This window comes from Microtetraspora sp. AC03309 (assembly GCF_020826795.1).
GTDB lineage: Bacteria > Actinomycetota > Actinomycetes > Streptosporangiales > Streptosporangiaceae > Microtetraspora > Microtetraspora glauca.
Genome location: NZ_JADDIL010000060.1, coordinates 1 through 24004 on the forward strand (window position 1 = coordinate 1; position 24004 = coordinate 24004).

The 24004-nt window shown below is 70.7% G+C and carries 24 protein-coding genes; 18 read left to right on the forward strand and 6 right to left on the reverse strand.

The window, feature by feature from the left end; genetic code table 11:
* The 4 genes from IMZ11_RS29735 to IMZ11_RS29750 all read left to right on the forward strand — a co-directional run.
* The coding region (locus IMZ11_RS29735) for a ComF family protein (protein ID WP_228645748.1) at nucleotides 1–813 on the forward strand (813 nt) is incomplete at its 5' end.
* A 36-nt stretch (nucleotides 814–849) separates the two neighbouring features.
* Complete coding sequence (locus IMZ11_RS29740; protein ID WP_228645749.1) at nucleotides 850–1026, forward strand: hypothetical protein; 177 nt, start codon at nucleotides 850–852, stop codon at nucleotides 1024–1026.
* Between the two features lie 370 nt (nucleotides 1027–1396).
* Entirely contained in the window at nucleotides 1397–2047 is a 651-nt protein-coding gene (hpf, locus tag IMZ11_RS29745; RefSeq protein WP_061253456.1) for a ribosome hibernation-promoting factor, HPF/YfiA family, read from the forward strand.
* 133 nt (nucleotides 2048–2180) lie between these two features.
* Entirely contained in the window at nucleotides 2181–2870 is a 690-nt protein-coding gene (locus tag IMZ11_RS29750; RefSeq protein WP_061253457.1) for a response regulator transcription factor, read from the forward strand.
* A 6-nt stretch (nucleotides 2871–2876) separates the two neighbouring features.
* On the opposite strand, the gene IMZ11_RS29755 is transcribed toward IMZ11_RS29750, so the two are convergent.
* Complete coding sequence (locus tag IMZ11_RS29755; protein WP_228645750.1) at nucleotides 2877–4109, reverse strand: winged helix-turn-helix domain-containing protein; 1233 nt, start codon at nucleotides 4107–4109, stop codon at nucleotides 2877–2879.
* A 56-nt stretch (nucleotides 4110–4165) separates the two neighbouring features.
* Nucleotides 4166–4441, reverse strand: coding sequence for an HGxxPAAW family protein (locus tag IMZ11_RS29760; protein ID WP_061253459.1), 276 nt, complete (start codon nucleotides 4439–4441; stop codon nucleotides 4166–4168).
* A gap of 207 nt (nucleotides 4442–4648) precedes the next feature.
* Between IMZ11_RS29760 and secA the strand changes: the two genes are divergently transcribed.
* Complete coding sequence (gene secA, locus IMZ11_RS29765; protein ID WP_228645751.1) at nucleotides 4649–7447, forward strand: preprotein translocase subunit SecA; 2799 nt, start codon at nucleotides 4649–4651, stop codon at nucleotides 7445–7447.
* A 111-nt stretch (nucleotides 7448–7558) separates the two neighbouring features.
* On the opposite strand, the gene IMZ11_RS29770 is transcribed toward secA, so the two are convergent.
* The 3 genes from IMZ11_RS29770 to IMZ11_RS29780 form a co-directional block, all read right to left on the reverse strand.
* Entirely contained in the window at nucleotides 7559–8032 is a 474-nt protein-coding gene (locus tag IMZ11_RS29770; protein WP_228645752.1) for an Rv3235 family protein, read from the reverse strand.
* Nucleotides 8033–8232: 200 nt separating this feature from the next.
* The gene (locus IMZ11_RS29775; protein ID WP_228645753.1) at nucleotides 8233–9603 is read right to left on the reverse strand and encodes a PTS transporter subunit EIIC; all 1371 of its coding nucleotides are present in this window, start codon (nucleotides 9601–9603) and stop codon (nucleotides 8233–8235) included.
* A gap of 35 nt (nucleotides 9604–9638) precedes the next feature.
* On the reverse strand, nucleotides 9639–10379 hold the full coding sequence (locus IMZ11_RS29780) for a GntR family transcriptional regulator (RefSeq protein ID WP_228645754.1): 741 nt from the start codon (nucleotides 10377–10379) through the stop codon (nucleotides 9639–9641).
* Between the two features lie 160 nt (nucleotides 10380–10539).
* On the opposite strand from IMZ11_RS29780, the gene IMZ11_RS29785 reads away from it, so the two are divergent.
* The 10 genes from IMZ11_RS29785 to IMZ11_RS29830 all read left to right on the forward strand — a co-directional run bounded on the left by IMZ11_RS29785 (nucleotide 10540) and on the right by IMZ11_RS29830 (nucleotide 18472).
* A complete protein-coding gene (locus IMZ11_RS29785) occupies nucleotides 10540–11574 on the forward strand; it encodes an SIS domain-containing protein (protein ID WP_228645755.1) in 1035 nt (344 codons plus the stop codon).
* A gap of 34 nt (nucleotides 11575–11608) precedes the next feature.
* On the forward strand, nucleotides 11609–11845 hold the full coding sequence (locus IMZ11_RS29790) for a glucose PTS transporter subunit EIIB (protein ID WP_061253465.1): 237 nt from the start codon (nucleotides 11609–11611) through the stop codon (nucleotides 11843–11845).
* Nucleotides 11846–11876: 31 nt separating this feature from the next.
* Nucleotides 11877–12323: a PTS glucose transporter subunit IIA gene (locus tag IMZ11_RS29795; RefSeq protein WP_228645756.1), complete on the forward strand. Its 447-nt coding sequence runs from the start codon at nucleotides 11877–11879 to the stop codon at nucleotides 12321–12323.
* Between the two features lie 130 nt (nucleotides 12324–12453).
* Nucleotides 12454–12711, forward strand: coding sequence for an HPr family phosphocarrier protein (locus IMZ11_RS29800; protein ID WP_061253467.1), 258 nt, complete (start codon nucleotides 12454–12456; stop codon nucleotides 12709–12711).
* A gap of 2 nt (nucleotides 12712–12713) precedes the next feature.
* Nucleotides 12714–14402: a phosphoenolpyruvate--protein phosphotransferase gene (ptsP, locus tag IMZ11_RS29805; RefSeq protein ID WP_228645757.1), complete on the forward strand. Its 1689-nt coding sequence runs from the start codon at nucleotides 12714–12716 to the stop codon at nucleotides 14400–14402.
* A 79-nt stretch (nucleotides 14403–14481) separates the two neighbouring features.
* Nucleotides 14482–15807: a glycoside hydrolase family 3 protein gene (locus tag IMZ11_RS29810; protein WP_228645758.1), complete on the forward strand. Its 1326-nt coding sequence runs from the start codon at nucleotides 14482–14484 to the stop codon at nucleotides 15805–15807.
* Between the two features lie 39 nt (nucleotides 15808–15846).
* Nucleotides 15847–16491: an HAD family phosphatase gene (locus tag IMZ11_RS29815; RefSeq protein ID WP_228645759.1), complete on the forward strand. Its 645-nt coding sequence runs from the start codon at nucleotides 15847–15849 to the stop codon at nucleotides 16489–16491.
* 21 nt (nucleotides 16492–16512) lie between these two features.
* Nucleotides 16513–17031 (forward strand): hypothetical protein, encoded by a 519-nt coding sequence (locus IMZ11_RS29820; protein WP_228645760.1) that lies wholly within the window; start codon nucleotides 16513–16515, stop codon nucleotides 17029–17031.
* Between the two features lie 24 nt (nucleotides 17032–17055).
* Nucleotides 17056–17688, forward strand: a complete 633-nt coding sequence (locus tag IMZ11_RS29825; RefSeq protein ID WP_228645761.1) for an HAD family hydrolase — start codon at nucleotides 17056–17058, stop codon at nucleotides 17686–17688.
* Between the two features lie 82 nt (nucleotides 17689–17770).
* Entirely contained in the window at nucleotides 17771–18472 is a 702-nt protein-coding gene (locus IMZ11_RS29830; RefSeq protein WP_061253713.1) for an HAD family hydrolase, read from the forward strand.
* Here IMZ11_RS29830 and IMZ11_RS29835 read toward each other — a convergent pair.
* Nucleotides 18459–20036, reverse strand: a complete 1578-nt coding sequence (locus IMZ11_RS29835) for a penicillin-binding transpeptidase domain-containing protein (RefSeq protein WP_228645762.1) — start codon at nucleotides 20034–20036, stop codon at nucleotides 18459–18461. The genes IMZ11_RS29830 and IMZ11_RS29835 overlap by 14 nt on opposite strands.
* 108 nt (nucleotides 20037–20144) lie before the next feature.
* Here IMZ11_RS29835 and IMZ11_RS29840 point away from each other — a divergent pair, with 108 nt between their 5' ends.
* The 3 genes from IMZ11_RS29840 to IMZ11_RS29850 all read left to right on the forward strand — a co-directional run bounded on the left by IMZ11_RS29840 (nucleotide 20145) and on the right by IMZ11_RS29850 (nucleotide 23971).
* The gene (locus IMZ11_RS29840; RefSeq protein ID WP_228645763.1) at nucleotides 20145–21092 is read left to right on the forward strand and encodes a LysR substrate-binding domain-containing protein; all 948 of its coding nucleotides are present in this window, start codon (nucleotides 20145–20147) and stop codon (nucleotides 21090–21092) included.
* On the forward strand, nucleotides 21089–21982 hold the full coding sequence (locus IMZ11_RS29845) for a serine hydrolase (protein ID WP_228645764.1): 894 nt from the start codon (nucleotides 21089–21091) through the stop codon (nucleotides 21980–21982). The genes IMZ11_RS29840 and IMZ11_RS29845 overlap by 4 nt, the downstream gene beginning before the upstream one ends.
* Nucleotides 21983–22045: 63 nt before the next feature.
* Entirely contained in the window at nucleotides 22046–23971 is a 1926-nt protein-coding gene (locus IMZ11_RS29850) for an acetoacetate--CoA ligase (RefSeq protein WP_228645765.1), read from the forward strand.
* The last annotated feature ends 33 nt before the right edge of the window (nucleotides 23972–24004 follow it).

The window sequence follows — 24004 nt, forward strand, 5'->3', positions numbered from 1 at the left end:
TCGGTGAGCCGCTGGACTGTCGGTGGTCCCTGGCAGGGTGGGCGGATGCTCGCGGCCCTGCTCGATCTCGTCCTGCCGCCCCGATGCGCCGGGTGCGGCGAGCCGGACGCCCTGGTCTGCCCGCTGTGCATGGAGGAGATCCTCCGCGCTCCCGCCTCCCGGCCGCCCGATCCCTCACCTCCCGGCCTGCCCGAGTGCTGGTCGGCGACCCGCTACGACGGCGCCGCCCGCCGTCTGCTGCTCGCCTACAAGGAGCGCGGCCGTACGGCCCTGGCCCCGGTGCTGTCCGCCGTCCTGGCCGAGGTCGCGGAAGCGGCCCTCGCCGGATCCGCTGTGGGAACAGTGTCCGGTCCGGTCACGGTGGTGCCCGTGCCCAGCGCTCGCGCCGCGTACCGGAGACGCGGGCACGATCCGGTCGGCGTGATCGCGGCCGGGGCGGTGGCGCTGCTGCGGCGGCGAGGGGTGCCGATCACGATCGCTCCGCTGCTGCGGCAGGCCCGGCGGGTGGCCGACCAGGCGGGCCTGAGCTCGACGCAGCGGGCCGCCAACCTCCATGGCGCACTCGAGGTCATCCGCCCCCGGAGGGGCGGCAGACGGGCCTCTGGAGGCCGGGAGGCCGTCGTTCTGTTGGTCGACGACATCGTCACCACCGGAGTGACGTTGGCCGAGGCGGCCCGTGCCGTACGCGAGACCGGCGCGGACGTCCCGCTGGCCCTCACCGTCGCCGCCACGGGGCGTGGCACGAGGCGACGGCACGAGGCGACGGCACGGAGAGGCACCACCGGGAGGAGGCCGAACAGAGGACCGGATTGAGACGGCGACACGCCCGGAGAGACGGAGATCACGTTCATGACCGACGGTAAAGAAGAGATCGATCGTGGTGGCGTGTCCGATGCCACATCTTTGTTCCTCGATGGACAGGATGCCCTGTTCAGAGGGCACTGGTACCCCTGTGCGGCAGGGGGAACCGACCACGCCGACTCGGTCACGGAGGGCGCGGATCCGCGCGGGGATGACGGGATGTGATCATCCGGCGGGTCGCGCGGCTGACATTCGGCCCGGCAGGGACTAGCGTTCAGGACATGGCACCCGTTCGGGTCCGTGGTTGCACCGGATCGACCCCCAGGTGGGGGCCGGTTCGGCTAGCCGATGCCAGCCGCAGGCGAAACGGTCCACGTAAGGCGACTCTTGGTCGTCCGATCACGGTGCGGCTTAGAGGTAAGTCCTGCCTTCCCGGGGGTCCAGATGTCCCCCGCAAGAGGAGAAGGGCAGTAGTGGCAAAGAGCTGCGAGACCCTCAGCAGGCGGATGTGGGGACGAAGACCAGGTCGGCCGGACGGGTGCCTCGAGCGCTTCGCGCTCTCCATCACAGTCGAGATGCGAAGGGGGGCTATTGCGTGGACATCATCGTCAAGGGACGGCACACCGGTGTGAGTGACCGATTCCGCGAGCATGTGACCACCAAGCTGGCCAGAATCGAGCGACTGGACAACCGGCTCATCCGGGCGGACGTGGAGGTGTCCAAGGAGCGGAATCCGCGGATGAGCGACCAGCGGGAACGCGTCGAGCTGACGATCCGCTCCCGAGGTCCGGCGATCCGGGCCGAGGCCGCTGCGGACGATCGGTTCTCGGCGCTGGACATCGCGCTGGGCAAGCTGGAAGCGCGCCTGCGGCGGCTCGCCGACCGGCGCAAGATCCACCACGGAAAGAACTGCCCACCGTCGGTGGGCGTGCTCACCGCCGGACTGGGCGACGTGGCCCCTGAGGTCGTCGAAACGCCGCCCCGGACCGAGTCCCGGAGCGAGGTCCCGCAGCAGACCGCCTATGAGGAGCCGATCGTCCCGATCGAGATGGACGGCGAGGGGCCGGTCGTCGTGAGGGAGAAGTTCCACGAGGCCGACCCCATCACCATCGACCAGGCTCTGCTGGAGATGGAACTCGTCGGGCACGACTTCTATCTCTTCCGTGACAAGGAGAGCGGCCAGCCGAGCGTCGTCTACCGTCGGCGCGGCTACAACTACGGCGTGCTCAGGCTCGTCGAGCGATAAGAGTCCCCCCGTGGATTCCGCGTCCGGCGGAATCCACGGGCCAGGCCGTCCTCCGCCGACGAAGATCCTCTCCCACGCCGGAACCCGTGTAATGATGGCGATCCGGCTACCTTGACCCCCGCAAGGAGGAGAAGTGAGCGAGCGGAGCGAGCGCGGTGGCGAACCGATTCGCGTCCTCATCGTGGACGATCACGCGCTGATCCGCCGCAGCCTGGAGCTCGCCCTGGCGGCCGAGGCCGACATCGAGGTGGTCGGTGAGGCGAGCGACGGTCAGGAGGCGGTGGAGCTCGCCGACCGGTTGTTGCCCGACGTGGTGCTCATGGACGTACGGATGCCCAGGCAGGACGGCATCGGCGCGACGCGGAGCATCAAGGAGTCGGTGCCGAGCACGCGGATCATCATGCTGACGGTCAGCGACGAGGAGGAGGACCTCTTCGAGGCCATCAAGGCGGGTGCCACCGGTTACCTGCTCAAGGACGTCCAGATCGACGAGGTGCCCGACGCCGTGCGCGGCGTGCACGAGGGCCAGTCGCTCATCAACCCGGCGATGGCCGCCAAGCTGATCAGCGAGTTCCAGCACATGAGCCGCAAGGAGGCCGAGCGGCCGCCGCAGCTCCCGGTGCCCCGGCTGACGGAGCGCGAGATGGAGGTGCTCCGGCTCGTCGCCAAGGGCATGAACAACCGCGAGATCGCCAAGGACCTGTTCATCTCCGAGAACACCGTGAAGAACCACGTGCGCAACATCCTGGAGAAGCTGCAGTTGCACTCCCGGATGGAGGCCGTGGTGTACGCCGTCCGGGAGCGCCTGCTCGAGATCACCTGACGGCCGCTAGGCGGAACCGTCCGGTGGCTCCGCCGCCAGCGCGGCGCGCAGCGGGGCCTCGTGTTCCGGCGACGTGACGCGCTCCACGCGGACGCTCGTGCAGCCCACCCAGCTCGCGGCCTCCCACAGCGCGGTTCGCATCGCCTCGACGGCACCGGCCCGGCTGCCGCCCGGCTCGAACCCCACCTGGCGGGCGACCAGGGTCGAGCCCTCACGGGCCGGGTCCACGCGGCCGATGAGCCGCCCGCCTGCCAGCACCGGCATCGCGAAATAGCCGTGTACGCGCTTGTGCTTGGGGACGTACGCCTCCAGGCGGTGGTTCAGCCCGAAGACACGCTCGGCTCGCGCGCGCTCCCAGATGAGGGAGTCGAACGGGGACAGGAGCGTGGTGCGGTGCCGCCCGCGCGGCTCGCTCTCCAACGCCGCCGGGTCCGCCCACGCGTTGGCCGTCCCGTCGCCCGCGGGGCCTCGCCTGGCCCTCGGAGCGGGCCACCCGGACACGTGGACGGGCACCAGGCCCGCGGCTCCGCTGCGCAGGGCCTCGTCGAGGAGGTCGGCGTACTTGCCCTTCACGCGGGTGAAGTCGACGAGATCGGCCCGCGTGGCCACGCCGAGGGACCGGCCGGCGATGGAGGTGAGCGCGGTCACGCCGTCGGCGTCGGGGAGGTCTCCCGAGAGGAGGTCACCGGGGACGGCCCGCTCGGCCAGGTCGTAGACACGCCGCCAGCCGACCCGGCGGGTGCAGACGACCTCGCCGATGTCGAGGAGGTACTCGATGGAGATCTTGGAGTCGGACCAGTCCCACCAGGGACCGCCGTTCTTGGCGCCGCCGATGTCGGTGGTGGTGATCGGCCCGTCCCGGCGGACCTGATCGAGGATCTTGTCCACCGTGGGCGGGACCTCGTGCCAGCGGTAGCGCCGGTCACGGTAGGCCCGGCGGCGGAAGCCGTACAACGGCCAGTGTTCGAGGGGAAGGATGCAGGCGGCGTGGCACCAGTATTCGAAGGCCTGGGCCGGATCGTGCCAGTACGCCCGTTCGGCGGACGCCCGGCCGATGGGGCCGAGCCGGGCGTACGCGACCAGTTCATGAGAACGTGCGAGCACCGAGATGGTGTCGAGTTGTACCGCGCCCACGCGCCGGAGCATGCCGCGCACTCCGCCACTCCGGGAGCCGGCGCCGAGGAAACCCTGGGCCCGGAGGATGATCCTGCGGGCCTCGTCTGCAGTCAGGTCCGTCACAGGCGCCGATGGTAGACGCTGTGACTGACAAAACGCTTACGACGGTTGCAGGGGGATCAGTGGTGGGTGAGCTCGTGGTGCTCGAACGGGGACTGGTGCTCCCCTTCCGGCATCACCCGGGGAGCGTCGATGATCACGTCGGAGAAGATGTCGACGAGGAGGGCGACCACACCCCCGACCGCGCAGATGGCGGCGCCGATCCAGAAAATGAGCCAGTTGGGTCCGATGGTGAGGCCGACACCGCCGACGGTGAAACCGGCGAGAATGATGATGACGGCGAACCATGACTTGGGGCTTCCGCCATGACTGCCCTGATGTGCGCTTTCTGCCATACACCGTTTTCTACCCGATGGCCTTGTCGGTACGCGAGCCGGGGAACGACTGAGAGGCTTCGACCGTTGTAATGGCGCGCCGCTCCGTCCTCTCTCCGGTGGCTGTGTCCGGTGGTGGAACGGCCTACGATGGCAGCGGGGAAGTATGTCTTGTCCTCACACTCCGGTGGATCCGCCGGGGTAGACCTGCGAGGAGCTTTACTAAAAGTGGCAGCCATTCTCGACAAGATCCTTCGCGCCGGCGAAGGTAAGACTCTGCGTAAGCTGAAGCGGATCGCCGAGCAGGTCAACTCCATTGAAGAAGACTTCAAGAGCCTGTCCGACGCCGAGCTGCGCGCTCTGACCGACGAGTACAAGCAGCGCCACACCGACGGCGAGTCCCTGGAGGACCTGCTGCCCGAGGCGTTCGCCACCGTTCGCGAGGCCGCGCGCCGGGTCCTGGGCCAGCGCCACTTCGACGTGCAGCTCATGGGCGGTGCCAACCTCCACATGGGCAACATCTCCGAGATGCGCACCGGTGAGGGCAAGACGCTCACCTGTACCCTCCCCGCCTACCTGAACGCGATCTCCGGCAAGGGCGTTCACGTCGTCACGGTCAACGACTACCTCGCCAAGCGCGACGCCGAGACCATGGGCCGGGTGCACCGCTTCCTCGGCCTCGAGGTCGGCGTCATCCTCGCCAACATGCCGCCGGACGAGCGCCGCAGGCAGTACAGCGCCGACATCACGTACGGCACGAACAACGAGTTCGGCTTCGACTACCTGCGCGACAACATGGCCTGGTCCATGGAGGAGTGCGTACAGCGCGGTCACAACTTCGCGATCGTCGACGAGGTCGACTCGATCCTCATCGACGAGGCCCGGACCCCGCTGATCATCTCCGGTCCCGGTGAGCAGTCCGGCAAGTGGTACGCCGAGTTCGCCAAGATCGTCCCCAGGCTCCGGAGGGGCACCGAGGGCAAGGACGGCGAGGACAGCACCGGCGACTACGTCGTCGACGAGAAGAAGCGCACCGTCGGCATCCTGGAGGCCGGTGTCGAGCGCGTCGAGGACTGGCTCGGCATCGACAACCTCTACAAGCCCGAGCACACCCACCTCGTGCAGTTCCTCAACAACGCGCTCAAGGCCAAGGAACTGTTCAAGAAGGACAAGGACTACATCGTCGTCGACGGCGAGGTCCTGATCGTCGACGAGTTCACCGGGCGCGTGCTGCACGGCCGCCGCTACAACGAGGGCATGCACCAGGCCATCGAGGCCAAGGAGGGGGTGAAGGTCAAGGACGAGAACCAGACGCTCGCGACCATCACCCTGCAGAACTACTTCCGCCTCTATTCCAAGCTCGGCGGCATGACCGGTACCGCCGCGACCGAGGCCAACGAGTTCCACCAGACCTACAAGCTGGGCGTCGTCCCCATCCCGACCAACCGCCCGATGGTCCGCAAGGACCAGGCGGACGTGGTCTACAAGACCGAGGACGCCAAGTTCCAGGCCTGCGTCGAGGACATCAAGGAGCGCTACGACCGGGGCCAGCCGGTCCTGGTCGGCACGACCAGCGTCGAGAAGTCCGAGAAGCTGTCGCGGATGCTCAAGCGCCAGGGCGTACCGCACGAGGTGCTCAACGCCAAGAACCACGCGCGTGAGGCCGTGATCGTCGCGGAGGCGGGCCGGAAGGGCGCCGTCACGGTCGCCACCAACATGGCCGGCCGCGGCACCGACATCATGCTCGGAGGCAACCCCGAGTTCCGCGCCTCCCTCGAACTGGAGCAGCGCGGCCTGTCGCCGGCGGAGACCCCCGAGGAGTACGACAAGGCGTGGGGCGAGGCGCTGGAGAAGGCCAAGGAGGCCGTCAAGGCCGAGCACGAGGAGGTCATCGACCTCGGCGGCCTGTACGTCCTCGGCACCGAGCGGCACGAGTCCCGGCGCATCGACAACCAGCTCCGCGGTCGTTCCGGCCGCCAGGGCGACCCGGGCGAGTCCCGGTTCTACCTGTCGCTGGAGGACGACCTGATGCGGCTGTTCAACTCCGCCCGGGTCGAGATGATCATGACGCGGCTGAACATCCCCGACGACGTGCCGATCGAGTCCGGCATCGTCTCGAAGGCGATCGCGTCCGCTCAGCACCAGGTCGAGCAACAGAACTTCGAGATCCGCAAGAACGTCCTCAAGTACGACGAAGTCATGAACCGGCAGCGCAAGGTCATCTACGGCGAGCGCCACCGGGTGCTGGAGGGCGCCGACCTGCACGAGCAGGTTCGCGGCTTCGTCACCGGCGTCATCGACGACTACGTCAGGGCCGCCACCGCCGAGGGGTTCGCCGAGGAGTGGGACCTCGACAAGCTGTGGAAGGCGTTCGGGCAGCTCTACCCCGTCTCGCTGACCGTCGAGCAGCTCGTCCAGGAGGTCGGCGGTGACCGCGAGGACCTGACCGCCGACCTCATCGCCGAGAAGATCAAGGCCGACGCGATCGAGGCGTACCAGCGGCGCGAGGAGGAGCTCGGCGCCGAGGCGACGCGCGAGCTGGAGCGCCGGGTGATTCTTTCGGTGATCGACCGCAAGTGGCGTGAGCACCTCTACGAGATGGACTATCTCCAGGAGGGCATCGGCATGCGCGCCTACGCGCAGAAGGACCCCCTGGTGGAATACCAGCGGGAGGGCTTCGAGATGTTCTCCGCGATGCTGGACGGCATCAAGGAGGAGTCGGTCGGCTACCTGTTCAACCTGGAGGTCGAGGTTCAGGCGAACCCGATCGTCGAGGAGAACGAGGAGGAGAGCGCCGCCGCGGAGGCGGGGTCCATCATCGCCAGGGCGCTGCGCCAGCCGGCCCGGCCGAGCGAGATGGTCTACACGGCGCCGGGCGAGACCGGTGACGTCGAGGTCAGCAGGGTGCGCTCCACCCCCGAGCAGCGCGCCGCGTACGGCAACGTCGAGCGGAATGCCCCGTGCCCCTGTGGTTCGGGCAAGAAGTTCAAGCGGTGCCACGGCGACCCCAAGAGCGTCGAGGCCTGACCTGGTCTGAGGAGAGGCCCCTGCCGGAAGATCGGCGGGGGCTTCCCCTTTTCCCGGCGAGCTGTCCCGGCGAGCTGCCCCGTCGAGCCGGAGTCTTCCCGCAGTCCCGCGTCACGCGGTCTCGAAGTCGGTCACGAGCCACTGGACGCCGCGGCGTTCGAGGCGCAGGGCGAGGGCGTGGCTGCGCGGCCCGCAGTGGACGAGCAGGCACATCTCCAGCACCCCGTCGCCCGGCTGCTGGACGTGCGGAGCGCCGACCATCGGCGGCCGCGGAGCGTCGATCATCCTTCCGGCGCGGATCAGCTCGCCGTACGCGCGCTCGCTGAGCTTGTCCTGCACGGTCGCGGGTGGGCGGCGCCCGCAGAGGATCTCGGCCATGGCCTGGCCGAGCCCGCGCAGCCGCCGCTCGTCGGGCACCGCGCCGGGCGGTCCGATGACGAGCGGCCCGCCGCCCCGCGCCAGGGCGAGCGCGCCGTACGTGCGGGGGGTCCCGCTCGCCGGGCGCTCGTCGTCGCGGGCGGGGTCGGCGGCGGGAACGGGCAGGAGGCGTGGCAGGCGGAACGGCTCCGGCGTGGGTGTGGGCATCGGGACTCCCCGGTCGTCGGTGAACGTGACGACTACTAGAGATTCCGGCCCGGCCCGTTGATACGAGGACCGCCAACTTTCCGGTACGACGGGACGGCGTTGTGGGGCTATGCGTGCAAGGTCCACGGCGTACGACGCCCGGTTGGAGCGGCACACGCGGGGTTTCGGCGCATGCGGGACGAGGTTTCGGGCTGCCCCGATCAGGAGCGTGTGCGGACCGGTTCCGCGCTCTCCCCGGAGTCGACGTCGAGTTCGGGTTCGCGGCCGGGAGTCATGAAGTTCAGCTTCTTGATCAGGAAGCTGAAGATCACGTAATAGATCACGGCGTAGATGACGCCGATGCCCATGACCAGCCAGAACTGGTGGGTGTTGTCCTTGCCGATGTTGAGCAGCGCGTCGGTGGCCCCGGCGGAGAACCCGAAGCCGAGCCGCCCGCCGAGCCAGGCGACCAGCGCCATTGAGACGCCGGTGAGCAGGGCGTGCACCACGAACAGCAGCGGGGCGACGAAGATGAACGCGAACTCGATCGGCTCGGTGATGCCGGTGACGAAGGAAACGAGAGCGGCGGAGATCATGATGCCGCCGACGGCCGGACGCCGGTGGGCGGGCGCCGCGCGCCAGATCGCCACCGCCGCGGCGGGCAGGCCGAACATCATGACCGGGAAGAAGCCCGTCATGAACGAACCGAACCCGTCGGCGCCCTGCAGGTAGCAGGTCAGGTCGCCGGAGAACTGAGCCCCGGCCGCGTTGGTGCAGCCGGGCACCTGGAACCACACGATCGAGTTGATGATGTGGTGCAGGCCGAGCGGGATGAGCAGACGGTTGGCCACGCCGTACACGCCCGCGCCGACGACGCTGTTGTCGGCGAGCACCTTGCCGAAGCTGTTGATCCACTCGCCGACCGGCGGCCAGATGAGGCCGAAGACGACGCCGAGCACGACCCCGGCGAGCGCCGTCGCGATCGGGACGAAGCGGCGCCCGCCGAAGAACGCCAGCCAGGCCGGCAGCTTGATCCGGTAGTACCGCTGCCACAGCAGGGCCGCGACGACGCCGATGACGATGCCGCCGAGCACGCCGGTCGGGTTGTTCGCGGACCAGTTGATCGTGTCCCGGGCCACGCCGTCCGCGCCGACCACCGTCTGGGCCACCCGCTGGTGCACCGCGTCGATCGTCGGCGCCTGGAAGAACAGGCCCTTGGTGACCCGGTCGAAGACCAGGTAGCCGACCAGCGCCGCCACGGCGGTGGATCCGTCGGACCGGCGGGCGAAGCCGACCGCGACGCCGACGGCGAAGAGCAGCGGCAGGGCGTCGAAGAGCGAGTCGCCGGCGTTCAGGAGCACCGTGGCGACCTTGGCCATCCACTCGAAGCCCGGCACGTCAGCGAGGCCGCCGGGGATCGCCCCGTTGGACCCCAGCATGTCGGGCTGGCCGAACCGCTTCAGGATCGCGGCCGCCGGCAGGGCGACGATCGGGAGCATCAGGGAGCGGCCCAGACGTTGCAGCACGCCCATCACGGCCGATCCCGAGGACGGCTGAGCGGACGATCCCGCCTCGGCCGAGCGTGAACTCATCGATGTTCCTCCAGGGCTGGGGTTCGGGAGGATCGCTACGGGCGTCGGACGGGGATCTCGAGAAGGGTTCTGAGCTGGTAACGGTCGGCCCGGTAGGTGGAGACGCCGAGCTCCGCGCACATCCCGCCGGCGAAGGAACGCCGTTGGAGCAGGAGCACCGCGCCGCCGCGGGGCAGCTTGAGCAGGTCGGCGTCACCGGGGTCGGCGATGCCGCCGTCGATGGTGAGCTCGCCCGCGTCGAGCACGAGGCCGTACCGCGATTCGAGCAGCGCGTACAGCGAGCGCCCGGACAGGTCGTAGGAGTCGAGGTCCGGGGCGAGGGCCACGGGGATGTGGGCGCGCTCGATGGACAGCGGCTCGCCGTCGGCGGTGCGCAGCCGTTCGATGAAGTGCACGGCGTCGCCGGGCTGGATGCCGAGCTCCCGGGCGAGGTGGGCGCTGGCCCTGACGATCCGGCGGTCCAGGTCGCGGGAGCCGGGCGTGAGGCCGCGGGCCCGCATGTCGTCGCTGAACGACGTGAGCTGGAGGGCGAGCTCGATCTTCGGGCGGGCGACGAACGTGCCCTTGCCGGGGACCCGGTGCAGCCGCCCCTCGGACACCAGGTGGTCGACCGCCTGCCGTACCGTCATTCTGGAGAGGCCGAAACGCTGGCACAGCTCGCGTTCGGAGGGAATCGCCGCGCCGATCGGCAACTCGTTGTTCTCGATGAGATCGAGCAGGATCTCCCGGAGCTGGAAGTATTTGGGCACCGGGCTGTCCGGATCGATCTGAGCCACTGATCCCTCCCCTCTCGATCTGATCATCTGAACTAAGTTATGGTTCGTGCTGGTCTAGTCCGGACTAGACCACAGCTTGGAATTGTGTGTCAATGTACGGACCAGAGACGGATCGATAACGGCAAGGTCTCGCCAAGCCGGGATTTGAGGATGGCAGCAGATGACGACCAAGATGCGCAGCGAGATCGCCGAGCAGCCGGCCGCGCTTCGTGACACGCTTGACTCCCTGCTTCCCAGGGTGGACGAGGTGCGGCGGCTCGCGGGGGAGACCCGGCAGCTCCTCTTCGTCGCTCGGGGCACCTCCGACAACGCCGCGGTGTACGGCCGCTACCTGATCGAGGCGCACGCCGGCCGCCTGTGCGCTCTGGGGGCTCCGTCCATCGCCACCACCTACCGCCGCAGGCTCGACCTGGACGGAGTGCTGGCCGTGGGCCTGTCGCAGTCCGGGCGGACCGAGGAGATCGTCGAGACCCTCGACTGGGCGAAGAGCTGCGGCGCCAAGACCGTGGCGATCACCAACGGCGGCCCCGCCTCGCCGCTGGCCGAGATCGCCGATCTGGCCCTGTGCACGCTGGCCGGTGAGGAGAAGGCCGTCCCGGCCACCAAGACGTACACCACGCAGCTCGCCGCGCTGGCGGTGCTCGCGCTGGGGCTCGGCGCCGACGTGAACGCGGACGACCTGCAGCGGGTGCCGGACGCGGTGGAGAAGCTGATCGACGATCCCGGTGACCTGGCGGCCGTCGTCGAGGGCCTCGCCGACAAGCCGGGCGTGGTCGTCTCCGGCCGGGGACTCGCCTTCTCTACGGCGCTCGAACTCGCGCTCAAGCTGAAGGAGGCGTGCTACCTGCACGCCATGGGGCTCTCGTACGCCGACCTGCTGCACGGGCCGATCGCGGTGGTGGACGAGGACACCCCGGCCATCCTGGTCGCGGCGGGTGAGGGCCCGACGCTGCCCGGCACGGTCGCGCTGGCTGAGCGGGTGACCGGCGCGGGCGCCGCCGCGTACGGCGTCGGCGGCGGCACGGCGCTGGCGGCCGCGGCCACCGCCGCGCTGAACGGTCCCGACCTTCCCGAATGGGTGGCGCCCATGGGCCTCATCGTGCCCGGTCAGCTCCTCACCGAGGCGCTCGCGCGCAGGCTCGGCATCGACCCCGATGCCCCCCGAGGCCTGAACAAGGTGACTCAGACGGATTAGCCTGCGCACAGCACGCATATCGAGGAGGACCGACATGGCGGCAGATGTCCGGGCGATCATCGCTGGGCTCGGTGGTGTGGACAACGTCATCGACATCGAGCCGTGCATCACGCGGCTGCGCACGGAGGTGTACGACGCCTCCAAGGTCGACCAGGCGGCCCTCAGGGCGGCGGGCGTCCACGGCGTGATGCTGGCGGGCAACGTCGTGCAGGTCGTCGTGGGACCCGACGCCGACACGATCGCCAGCGACATCGAGGAGATCATCGGCTGACGCTCGGGCCGATCCGACAGGAAGGGGCGTCGTGACGACTGTTCTCGCCCCGGTGGCGGGGACGGCGGTCGGTCTGGCGGCCGTGCCGGACCCGGTCTTCTCCCAGGCCATGGTCGGGCCCGGATCGGCGATCGATCCCGAACGCGCTCCCGGTCAGGCCGTCGCCCCGATCAGCGGGACGATCGTCAAGCTGCACGCGCACGCCTACATCGTCGAGGGGGACGACGGCAGGGGCGTGCTCGTGCACCTCGGCATCGACACCGTGCAGCTCAAAGGGGAGGGTTTCCGTTTGCTCGCGGCCGAGGGGGACCGGGTCCGCGCCGGCCAGCCGGTGGTGTTCTGGGATCCCGCCGCGGTCGAGGCGGGCGGGCGGTCGCCGATCTGCCCCGTGGTGGCCCTGGACGCGGCGGACGGCGACGTCAACGGGCAGGTCCGTGGCGGCGTGGGAGCGGGCGACGACCTGTTCGAGTGGTCGTGAAGTCCGGCCCGCCGGGTAATTGAGTGCCGACGATCCGGTGCGGGGTGGTGCCGGACCGCCCGCGCCGAGCAGAATCCGCCTGAGAGAACCGAACAAGACATCCCGAGAACCCGAGAGAAGAGGAGGACCCGTGGCCGAGCGCAAGGTCACCGTCATGTCGGAAGTCGGGCTGCACGCCCGTCCCGCCGCGACGTTCGTGCAGACCGCGGCCCAGGCGCCCTTCGACGTCACCGTCGCCAAGTTCGGCGTCCCGCCGGTGAACGCGAAGAGCATCCTGTCGGTGCTGGCCCTGGACGTGCGCCAGGGCGAGACGATCGTCATCAGCGCCGAGGCCGAGGGCGCGGACGAGCTCCTGGACCGGCTCGCCGCCATCGCGTCGGCACCCTGAGCATGAGCGCGGACCGGCTGGCCGGAGTGGGCGTGAGCCCGGGCGCGGGGTACGGCCCGGCGCACCGGCTGGTTCGCGAGATCCCCGAGCCGCCCAGGGGGTCGCGCCACGGCGGGGACGCGGAAGCGGAGAGGCGGCGGGCGGAACGGGCCCTGGAACAGGTCGCGGCCGACCTTTCCGCACGCGGTGACCGGGCGGGCGGTGAGGCGCGGGACGTGCTGGCCGCCCAGGCCATGATGGCCCTCGATCCGGGGCTGGCCTCGGTCGTGGCCGAGTTGGTCGGCCAGGGCGTCTCCGCTCCCCGGGCGGTCTTCGAAGCCTTCGGGAAATATCGGGATCTGCTCGCCGGGGCGGGCGACTACCTCGCCGGGCGGGTCGCCGATCTGGACGACATCAGGGACCGGGCCGTCGCGACGCTGGAGGGCCTGCCGCTGCCGGGTCTCCCGCCGGATCCCCCGGAGCCCTACGTGTTGGTGGCGAGGGACCTCGCTCCCGCCGACACCGCCCTGCTCGACCCCGCCGCCGTGGCGGCGTTCGTCACCGAGGAGGGCGGGCCGACCAGCCACACCGCGATCCTGGCCCGCTCGCTGGGAGTGCCCGCCGTCGTGGGCTGCGCCGGGGCGACCGCGATCCCGCCCGGCACGCGGGTGCTGGTCGACGGCTCCACCGGTGCCGTACGGCTCTCGCCCGCCGAGGAGGAGGTCGCCCGCGCCATGCGGGCGGACGCGGACCAGGACGCCCTGCTCGCCACCGTCACGGGGCCCGGCGCCACCGCGGACGGCCACGCCGTACCCCTGCTGGCCAACGTCGGCGGGCCGGCCGACATCGCGCCCGCACTGGCGGCGGGGGCCGAGGGCGTGGGTCTCTTCCGCACCGAGTTCCTCTTCCTGGACCGGGAGGACCCCCCGACGTGGGAGGAGCAGCAGGACGCCTACCGCGCCGTCTTCGAGGCGTTCTCCGGCTCCCGGGTGGTCGTCCGCGTCCTCGACGCCGGGGCCGACAAGCCGCTCGACTTCCTGCCGCCTCCGGCCCCGGAGCCCAACCCCGCGCTCGGCGAGCGGGGGGTGCGTATGTTCCGCCACTATCCGGACGTGCTCGCCGCCCAGCTCGATGCGCTGGCCAGGGCGGCCGAGGGCACGTCGGCGCGGGTACAGGTGATGGCGCCGATGGTCGCCACGGTCGAGGAGGCCGCCTGGTTCACCGACGCCTGCCGGACGGCGGGGCTGCCGTCTTCAGGAGTCATGATCGAGATCCCGGCGGCGGCCCTGCGCGCGGCCGACATCGCCGCGGTGACCGGGTTCTTCTCGATCGGGACCAACGACCTCACCCAGTACGCCCTCGCCGCGGACCGTGAGGCCGGGGCGCTGGCCGGGCTGCAGGACCCGTGGCATCCGGCCGTGCTCGACCTCGTCGCGCTGGCCGCGTCGGCCGCCGCGGCCGCGGGCCGGGAATGCGGCCTCTGCGGAGAGGCGGCCGCCGACCCGGCCCTGGCATGCGTGTTCGCCGGGCTTGGCGTGACGTCGCTCTCCATGGCCGCCCTCGCCCTGCCCCGGGTGCGCGCGGCACTGGCCCGGCACACCCTGGACGCGTGCCGCAGGGCCGCCGCCGCCGCGCGGGCGGCGAACTCCGCGGCGGCCGCGCGGGCCGCCGCCCGCGCGGAACTTCCCGCGCTCGCCGAGCTGTCGCTCTGAGGTCCCTCACCCATGTGACCACGTGAGCTTGTGGATAACCGTGAGGCGGGTGGTGCGATACGCGGATACCGTGATGGGTGTGCTGCGACGACTGGGCCTCGGACTGCTGGTGATCGTTATGGCGGGGTGCTCCTCCGTGGAGGCGGAGCGGACCGCCGCCCCCACCTCCTCCGCTCCTCCTCCCTCTTCCACGCCCGCGGCGAGCGAGAGCCGTACGGCGCCGCCGTCGCCGTCGGCGTCGGCGTCGGCGGGGGCAGAGGGCAGGGGCGATGTGGCCGCCACGCTCGCCGGGATGAGCGTCGAGGAGAAGGTCGGCCAGCTCTTCATGCCGGTCGTGTACGGCTCCCGCGCCGACTCCGAGCACCGGGAGAACACCGCGCGGTTCGGTGTGGGCACCCCGGCCGAGGCGATCGAGAAGTACCACCCCGGCGGTGTGATCATCTTTCCCTGGGCGGGCAACGTCTCCGACGCGAAGCAGCTCGCCGCGCTGACGACCGGGCTGCGCAGGGCGTCGGGCAAGGTTCCGCTGATGATCGGTGTGGACCAGGAGCACGGCATCGTCTCGCCGCTGGGCTCGATCGTCACCAAGCTTCCCGGGGCGATGGCCATCGGCTCGACCGGCGATCCCGCCAACGCGCGCGAGGCCGCGCGGCTGACCGGCACGGAGCTTCGCGCCCTCGGCATCACCATGGACTTCGCGCCGGTCGCGGACGTCAACATCAACCCGCGCAACCCGGTGATCGGCCCGAGGGCCTTCGGCTCCGACCCGGCGAGGGTCGCCACGATGGTCGGCGCCGCGGTCGACGGTTTCCACGCGGCGGGCATCGCCTCCACCGCGAAGCACTTCCCCGGGCACGGCGACACCTCGACGGACAGCCACACCGGCCTTCCGGTGATCCAGCATTCGAAGGCGCAGTGGCGCAGGCTCGACGCGCCGCCGTTCCGCGAGGCCATCGAGCACGGCATCGACGCGATCATGACCGCGCACGTCGTCATGCCGAAGCTCGACCCCTCAGGCGATCCCGCCACGCTGTCCCGCACGATCCTGACGGGGCTGCTCCGCGACGAGCTGGGCTTCGAGGGGGTGATCAGCACCGACGCGCTCAACATGGCCGGGGTCCGCGAGAAGTACGGCGACGCCGAGGTGGCCGTGCGCGCCGTGCTGGCCGGGGCCGACGTGCTGCTCATGCCGCCCGACATGCCCAAGGCGTACGGCGCGGTCCTGTCGGCGGTGAAGTCGGGCCGGATCTCGGCCGCCCGGCTGGACGCGTCGGTCACCCGGATCCTCCGGCTGAAGGCGAAGAGGGGCATGTTCGGCACGGTGACGACGAATCCCGGCCTGGTGCGGTCGCCGGCCCATCTGAAGACCGCCCGGCGCATCGCCGGGGAAGCGGGCGTTTCCTGACGCCCTATTCTTTTGAGGCGGGTTCACACAGGAGGTGTCGTGCTCAAGGGAGTACTGATCGACTGGGGCGGGGTGCTCACCACGAGCCTCGCCGACTCGATCGCGGGCTGGATCACAGAGGATCGCATCGACGCCACGCACTACAAGGACGTGATGCGCGAGCTGATCCTGCACGCCTACGAGGGCGGTGACGGCGAGAGCGTCATCCACGCCCTCGAACGCGGTGAGATCTCGGCGCCCGACTTCGAGCGCGACCTCGCGGCCAGGCTGGTGACCCTCGACGGCGTCCCGCCGGTGGCCGAGGGGCTGCTCGCCCGGATGTTCGTCGGGTTCCAGCCCGTCGAGGAGATGAACGAGATGCTGCGCCTCGCGCGCACGGCCGGGATCCGGACCTGCCTGGTGTCCAACTCCTGGGCGAACGACTACCCCCGGCACACCTGGGACGGGCTCTTCGACGAGATCGTCATCTCCGGTGAGGTCGGGATGCGCAAGCCCGAGGAGCGGATCTTCCACCACGCGCTCGGCCTGGTCGGCCTGCCGCCCGAGGAGTGCGTGTTCATCGACGACATCGAGGCGAACATCACCGCCGCGCGGGCCATCGGGCTGGTCGGCATCCACCACCGTGACGCCCCCGCCACCATCGGCGAGCTCGAAGGCCTGTTCGGCCTGTCGCTGCGCTCCTGACGTGACCGACGAGAGGTTCGAATGCGCGTCTATCTCCCGTGCACGCTTCCCGGGCTGGCCCGCGTGGTCGCCGCGGGCGAGCTGGGCCCCGCGCCGCTGACCGGTTACGCGGTGACCCCCGCACTGGTCGAGTGGTACGCCTCCGGCGACACCGAAGAGCTGGAGTACGTCGCCATGACGGAGGCGGCCCGCGCCTCCCTGCGGATGCTCGCGGACGCCCTCGCCGCCGAGGAGGCCGAGGGGGCTGCGACCCCGGCCCGCCGGGTCGTGGTGGTGGCCGAGGTGCCGGACGCCGCCGTCAGCGTGGGCGCCGATGTGGACGAGCGGGCGCGGGTGCGGCTCACGGAGCCGGTCTCGCTGACCCGGCTGGCCTCGGTGCACGTGGACGACCCCGCCGCCGCGCCGGACATCGAGGCGGCCGTCGCCGCGTTGCCCGCCGCCGACCTCGGGGACGACGACGCCCGGTTCACCCTGGACGGCGCCGAGGCACACGAACTCATGTGGTTCGCCACGCAGGAGATTCCCGACCTGCTGGTCTAGCCCATCGGTATCATCCATGCTGATATGACACACATTGTTTGGGACTGGAACGGCACTCTGTTCCACGACATCGATGCCGTGGTGGGTGCGACGAACGAAGTCTTCCGGCCGTACGGCGTCGGCCCCTTCGACCCGGACGGCTTCCGCGCCGTCTACACGCGGCCCATCTGGGTCGCGTACGAGCGCATGCTCGGCAGGTCGCTCCACGACGGCGAGTGGGAGCGGCTCGACGAGGGCTTCCACGATCACTACCACCGCCTGATGCTGGCCTGTGAGCTCGCCGAGGGCGCCCTGTCCAGCCTCCAGTCCTGGGAGCAGGCGGGGCGGACGCAGTCGCTGCTGTCCATGTGGGGCCACGAGCGCCTGGTGCCCAAGGTGAACGAGCTCGGCATCGCCCGGCACTTCGCCCGCGTCGACGGCCTGCGCAGCGCCTCGGGCGGTCCGAAGGCCGAGCACATGGCCGTGCACATCCTCGCGCTCGGCCTGGACCCGGAGAACGTCGTGGTGATCGGTGACAGCGTCGACGACGCGCACGCCGCGCAGCACGTCGGCGCGCGGGCGATCCTCTACACGGGCGGCATGACGAGCCGTGTGGATCTGGAGCAGGTCGGCGTTCCCGTCGTCGACTCGCTGGTGAACGCCCTCGACCTGATCTGATCGGTACCGGGTGCCCGGAGATATCGCCATTCGGGGTAGAAAGTCCGATGGCGTACCCGGGAGCCGTACTCTTGGGCGTGTGATCAACCGCCTCGTTCTCTGGAACGTCGATCTCACCCTGGTCGACGTCACCATCGTCACCAGGGACGCCTACGCCGACGCGTTCCGCATGGTCACCGGGCGGCCGCTGGTGAAGCTGGCTCCGGCGATGGGCCGCCCCGACTCCGAGATCGTCTTCGAGACGCTGGCCGTCAACGGCATCGCGGTGGAGGACTACCACCTGCCGAAGTTCCTCGACGCGCTGGCGGTCTGCTTCGCCGACAAGCGCAAGCGGCTGACCTCCGACGGCCGGGCCATGCCCGGAGCCAAGGACGCGCTCAAGGCGGTGTCCCGGCTCGGCGGCGTCGTCCAGTCCGTACTCACCGGGACGATCAGGAGCAACGCGGTCCACAAGCTCAAGGCGTTCGGGCTGGACAAGACGATGGACTTCGAGGTCGGGGGCTACGGCGAGGAGGTCTATCCCAAGGCCACGCTGCTCCAGGTGGCGCAGGGCCGCGCCAAGGCGCGGTACGGCGGGGCGTTCACCTCCGCGAACACCGTGCTGATCGGCGACTCCACGCGCGACGTCCAGGCGGCCCGCATCGGCGGCGCGGCCATGATCGCGATCGCGTCGGGCCGGTCGACGGCCGCCGAGCTCCGCGAGGAGGGGGCGGACATCGTCCTTCCCGACCTGGCCAACGCGTCGGAGGTGGTGGCGGCCGTCGCGCGCCTCACCGGGCGGTGAGGCCGTTCAGGAAGCGGGCCGCGACGGGCGCCGCCACGGCGGCCCCCATGCCCGCGCCCTCCACGATGACGGCGAACGCCAGGTCACCCCGGTAGCCGATGAACCACGAGTGCGTCGGCGGCTCCTCGCCCGAGCCGTACTCGGCGGTTCCCGTCTTGCCCGCCGTACCGGCCGGGAAGGCGACGCCCCGTGCGGTGCCCTCGGTGACCACCGCGGGCATGAGCCGGCGCAGGGCCGTCACCACTCCCGGTTCCAGCTTCTTGGGCGTCGAGCCACCCGGAGGGACCAGGCCGGCGGGGACGAGCCGCGGCGGGCGCCAGGTGCCGTCCGCGATGGCCGCGGCGACGGCCGCCATGTTGAGCGGGCTGGCCAGCACCCTGCCCTGCCCGATCGCGGCCGAGGCGAGGTCGGTGTCGCCCTCCGGGGCGGGGAACTGGGCGCGCACGGCGGGCACCCCGGGCTGGATCGGCTGACCGAAGCCGAAGCTCGACGCGACCGCGCTCATCCGCGCCCCGCCGAGCCGGTTCACCGCGAGGTCGCCGAACGTGGTGTTGCACGAGTGGGCGAAGGCGTCCCGCAGTGGGAGCGCGCCGAACTCCTCGTGGTGCGAGTTGTGGAAGGTGAAGCCGCCGATCGTCTGCTCCGCCGGGCACTTCACGGTCTGCGTGGCGCTCATGCCGTCGGCCACGAGCGCCGACGCGGTCACCACCTTGAAGGTCGATCCGGGCGGGTACGTGCCGAGCAGGGCGCGGTTGAAGCCGCCCGGCTTGTTCACCACGGCGAGGACCTCTCCGGTCGAGGGGCGCAGCGCGACGAGGGACGCGGGCTTGGACACGCCCTCCAGCGCCTGGGCCCCCGCCTGGTGGACGCCCAGGTCGATCGTGGTGGTCAGCGCCTTGCCCGCCGACTTCTCCGTGGTGGCGATCGTGTCGGCCGCGCCGTCCGCGCCGACCAGTTCGACGCGGGTGGACGTGGTGCCCGTGAGGCGGGAGCGGTACTGCTCCTTGAGCGCCTCGACGAGCTGCTGGACCGAGCCGGGCGCGGTCTCGGTGTCGATCCTGGTGCCGTCTGCCGCGGTGACGGGGGCCAGCTCCGGCTTCGCCGTGGTGACCCTGAATCTGGCGCCGTCACCGAGCCGCGGATGGACGGCGGCCGACGTCCAGGCGACCCGCCAGGCGCGGTCGCGTTCCACGAGGCGCAGTTCGCCGTCGTAGGAGAAGTCCACCGCGGCGTCGAGCGCCGCGCGGAACCGGACCGTCCTGACCGCGTCCCCGCTCTCGCCCGCCTTCGGGGTGAAGCGGGCGGACGTCACTTTCAGATCGCCGCGGAACCGGTCGTAGACGCGTTGGAAGTCGGCGGGCGGGTCGGCGGTCAGCGCCCGCATCGCCGCGTAGTCGGACCTGGACCACGCGGAGAGGAAGTCCGCCGCGGTCTCCTCCGGAGATCCCTGGGTGCGCAGCGCCCAGACCGTGCCCCCCGCCGCCACGACCGGCACCAGTACGGCGGCCGCCACGAGCGGCCACCTGCGCCGCCGCTTCTTCGCGTGATACGAAATTTCCGGCATTTCTCCCCCTTGCGTGTCGTGCTTGCACAGGGGAGCAGATGGCGGGCATTCATGTCCAATACGGATATCAGGCTCAAAGTGATATCTATTTGCGTATCATTGCTGCTCATGGACCTCGTTCGGCACCTGCGGTACTTCGTGGTGATCGCCGAAGAGCTGCACTTCGGCAACGCGGCGGCTCGACTCGGCATGGCGCAGCCGCCACTCAGCCAGCGGGTGAAGCGGCTGGAAGACGAGCTGGGCGTGCGGCTGTTCGACCGGACCAGCCGCCAGGTCCGGCTCACCGACGCCGGGCGGGTGCTGCTGCCCGAGGCGCGTGAGCTCGTGGAGAGGGCCGAGCGGATCAGGGAGCTGATGGCCAGGACGGTGCGGGGGGACACGGCGAGCCTGCGCGCCGCCGTACCACCCGACCTGGGCGCCTCCGTGCTCGCCGCCCTGATCGCCCGGTTCCGCGCCGGGCACCCGGATGTACGGCTGACGCCCACCGAGATGGGCACCTCGGACCAGGTGGACGCCCTGCTGGGGGGCGAGCTCGACCTGGGCGTCCTACGGCATCCCGTGATGGCCGCAGGGCTCGGCTTCGGTCCCATCCTGGTTCAGCATCCGGGGGTCCTGCTACGTGAGGAGGACGAGCTGGCGACCCTCGCGACGGTGCACCTGGCCGACCTGGCGGGACGCGAGCTCGTGCTGCCGCCGCGCGCGCTGGAGCCCGGCCTGCACGACGAGACCCTCGCCGGCTGCCGGCGCCACGGCTTCGTCCCCGCTGAGGTCAGGCACGCCGTCCACGGCCAGTTCATGATCGGGCTGGTCCTCGCCGGCACCGCCGTCGCACTCGGACACCGGGCCGACGTGCCCGGGGTCGTCTGGCGCCCGCTGGCCGGCACCCCTCTGTCCTGGCGGATCTCCACCGCCTGGCGCGGGGAGCCGTCCGAGCACGTCGCCGGATTCGCCGAGTTGACCACCCGCGTTCTGCGGGAGGATGCGGGCATGCCCGACGAAGGCGCATCCCCGCGACAATGGGTTGCCCCCCGCCCCGCCACGGGGTTCCTCGCATGAGACAGCTCGAACAGATCTTCCGTACGGCGGGGGTCACCGGACGGCTGCACGCGGTGGACATCGACACCGGCCGCGAGGTCGGGCTGGGCGCCGACGAGCCCGTCGTGCTGGCCTCGGTGTTCAAGGTGCCGCTGCTGGTCGCGTTCCACCGCAAGGCCGAGCGCGGGCTGCTGGACCCGGGGGAGCGGATCACCGTCCCGGCGGAGGGGCGTCCCGGGGGCGGCACGGGCCTGTCGGCCATGCTGGACGAGGTGACGGCGTCCCTCAGGGACCTCGCCTATCTCATGATCAGCGTGAGCGACAACACCTCGGCGGACGCGCTGCTCGCACGGGTCGGGCTGGACGAGGTCAACGCCGTGCTCGCGGACCTCGGCCTGGCCAGAACGAGGGTGGAGCACTCGTGCGCCGAGCTGTTCACGGCCATGCGGGAGGACGCCGGCGCCGCGGACATGGCCGAGCTGTCCCAGATGACCACGGACCCCGGCGTGATCGCCCGGCTGCGCGTGCTGGATCCGGCGCGGACCAGCCGCAGCACCCCCCGGGACATGACCCGGCTGCTCGGCCTGATCTGGCGGGACGAGGCCGCCGGGCCCGAGTCGTGCTCGGCCGTACGACGGCTGATGGGGCTCCAGGTGTGGCCGCACCGGCTCGCCTCCGGCTTCCCGTACGACGACGTGGCGGTCAGCGGCAAGACGGGCACGCTGCCGACGATCCGGAACGAGGTGGGGGTGATCGAGTACCCCGACGGCGGCCGCTACGCCATCGCCGTCTTCACCCGGTCGATCGGCACCGCGCAGAACCAGCCGAGGGCGGACGCGGCCATCGGCTCGGCCGCCCGTGTCGCGGTCGATCACCTGCGCGCGCCGTTCGTGGGGACGGGCACCATATGACGGCCTCTCCGTATGTGGGTGGAGGTGGTGACACGCCGCGCCCGTCTCGTCAAGATGGGGTGCATGGTTGAGGAAGGTGCTCTGCTGTGGGAACCCACCGCGGAGGTTGTGCGCGACGCCAGGATCACCCGCTACACCGAGTGGCTGGGGAGACCGGGTGACTACCAGGACGTGTGGAACTGGTCGGTCGATTCGCCGGCCGAGTTCTGGACGTCGATCTGGGACTATTTCGACGTGCTGGGCGACCGTGGGGACGGGCCCGTCCTCCGCGGGACGATGCCGGACGTCACCTGGTTCGAGGGCACGACCCTCAACTACGCGGAGAACGCGCTGCGCGGCGATCCCGACCGCCTTGCCGTGATATTTCGTGATGAATCCGGAAACAGGCGGACGTACACGCTGGGTGAGCTGCGCGCCGAGGTGGGCCGGGTCCGCGCCGGTCTCGCCCGGCTCGGAGTGCGGCGCGGTGACCGCGTCGCCGGATATGTGCCGAACATCCCCGAAGCGCTGATCGCGTTCCTCGCCACGGCCTCGCTGGGCGCGATCTGGTCGTCCTGCTCGCCCGACTTCGGGGCGCCCAGCGTCATCGACCGGTTCACCCAGATCGAGCCGAAGGTGCTCGTCGCCGTCGACGGCTACCGCTACAACGGCAAGGTGTTCGGCCGCGCGGACGTCGTGCGCGACATCGCCGCGAAGCTGCCGAGCCTGGCCGCGACCGTGTGGATCGGCTCCACCACGGGCGCGGAGCGAGACGGTACCGCCGCCGCCGAGCTGGGCTGGGAGGAACTGCGGGCCGAGGCGGCGGAGCCGGAGTTCGATCGGGTCCCCTTCGGCCACCCGCTCTGGGTGCTCTACTCCTCGGGCACCACCGGGTTGCCCAAGCCGATCGTGCACGGCCACGGCGGCATCGTGCTCGAACACCTGAAGGCGCTCAGCTTCCACCAGGATCTGGGCGAGGGCGACGTGTTCTTCTGGTACACCACCACCGGCTGGATGATGTGGAACTTCCTCATCGGCGGCCTGCTCGTGGGGTCCACCGTCGTGCTGTACGACGGAAGCGCCGCCCACCCGGACACCGGAGCCCTGTGGGAGCTGGCCGCCCAGGAGGGGGTCACCTACTTCGGGACCGGCGCGCCGTACATCGTGGCGTCGATGAAGGCGGGAGTACGGCCGTCCGGGCTGGACCGGCTGCGCGGGATCGGCTCGACGGGGTCGCCCCTGCCGCCCGAGGGCTTCGCCTGGATCTACTCCGACGTGAAGCCCGACGTGCAGCTCGGCTCGTTCTCCGGCGGCACGGACGTGTGCACGGGCTTCGTCGGCGCGGTGCCGCTGCTGCCGATCAGGGCCGGTGTGATCCCGTGCCGCTGCCTGGGTGCCCGCGTGGAGTCCTTCGACCCGGCCGGGGAGCCCGTGATCGGCGAGGTGGGCGAGCTGGTGGTGACCGCGCCCATGCCCTCGATGCCGGTCATGTTCTGGAACGACCCGTCCGGCGACCGCTACCGGGAGTCGTACTTCGCCGACTACCCGGGCGTCTGGCGGCACGGGGACTGGATCAAGATTCTGCCCGACGGCGGATGCGTGATCTACGGCCGGTCCGACTCCACGCTCAACCGCGGCGGCGTCCGCATGGGAACGAGCGAGTTCTACCGGGTCGTCGAGAGGTTCGAGGAGATCGAGGACAGCCTCGTGATCGACACCGGCCAGCTCGGCCAGGACGGCCGCCTGCTGCTCTACGTCACCCTCGTGCCCGGTGCGGAGCTGTCCGACGAACTGGTCGCCCGGCTGCGTACGGCGCTGCGGACCGAGCTGTCCCCCCGCCACGTGCCAGACGAGTTCCACCGGGTCCCCGGCATCCCGAGGACCCTGTCGGGCAAGAAGCTCGAGGTCCCGGTGCGCAAGATCCTGCTCGGCACCCCCGTCGAGAAGGCCGCCAACCCCGACGCCATGGCCAACCCGGAGGTCCTCGGCCACTTCGTCCCCGAACTCTGACCAACGGACTCGAGTTTCCTTATAAGTGTACTT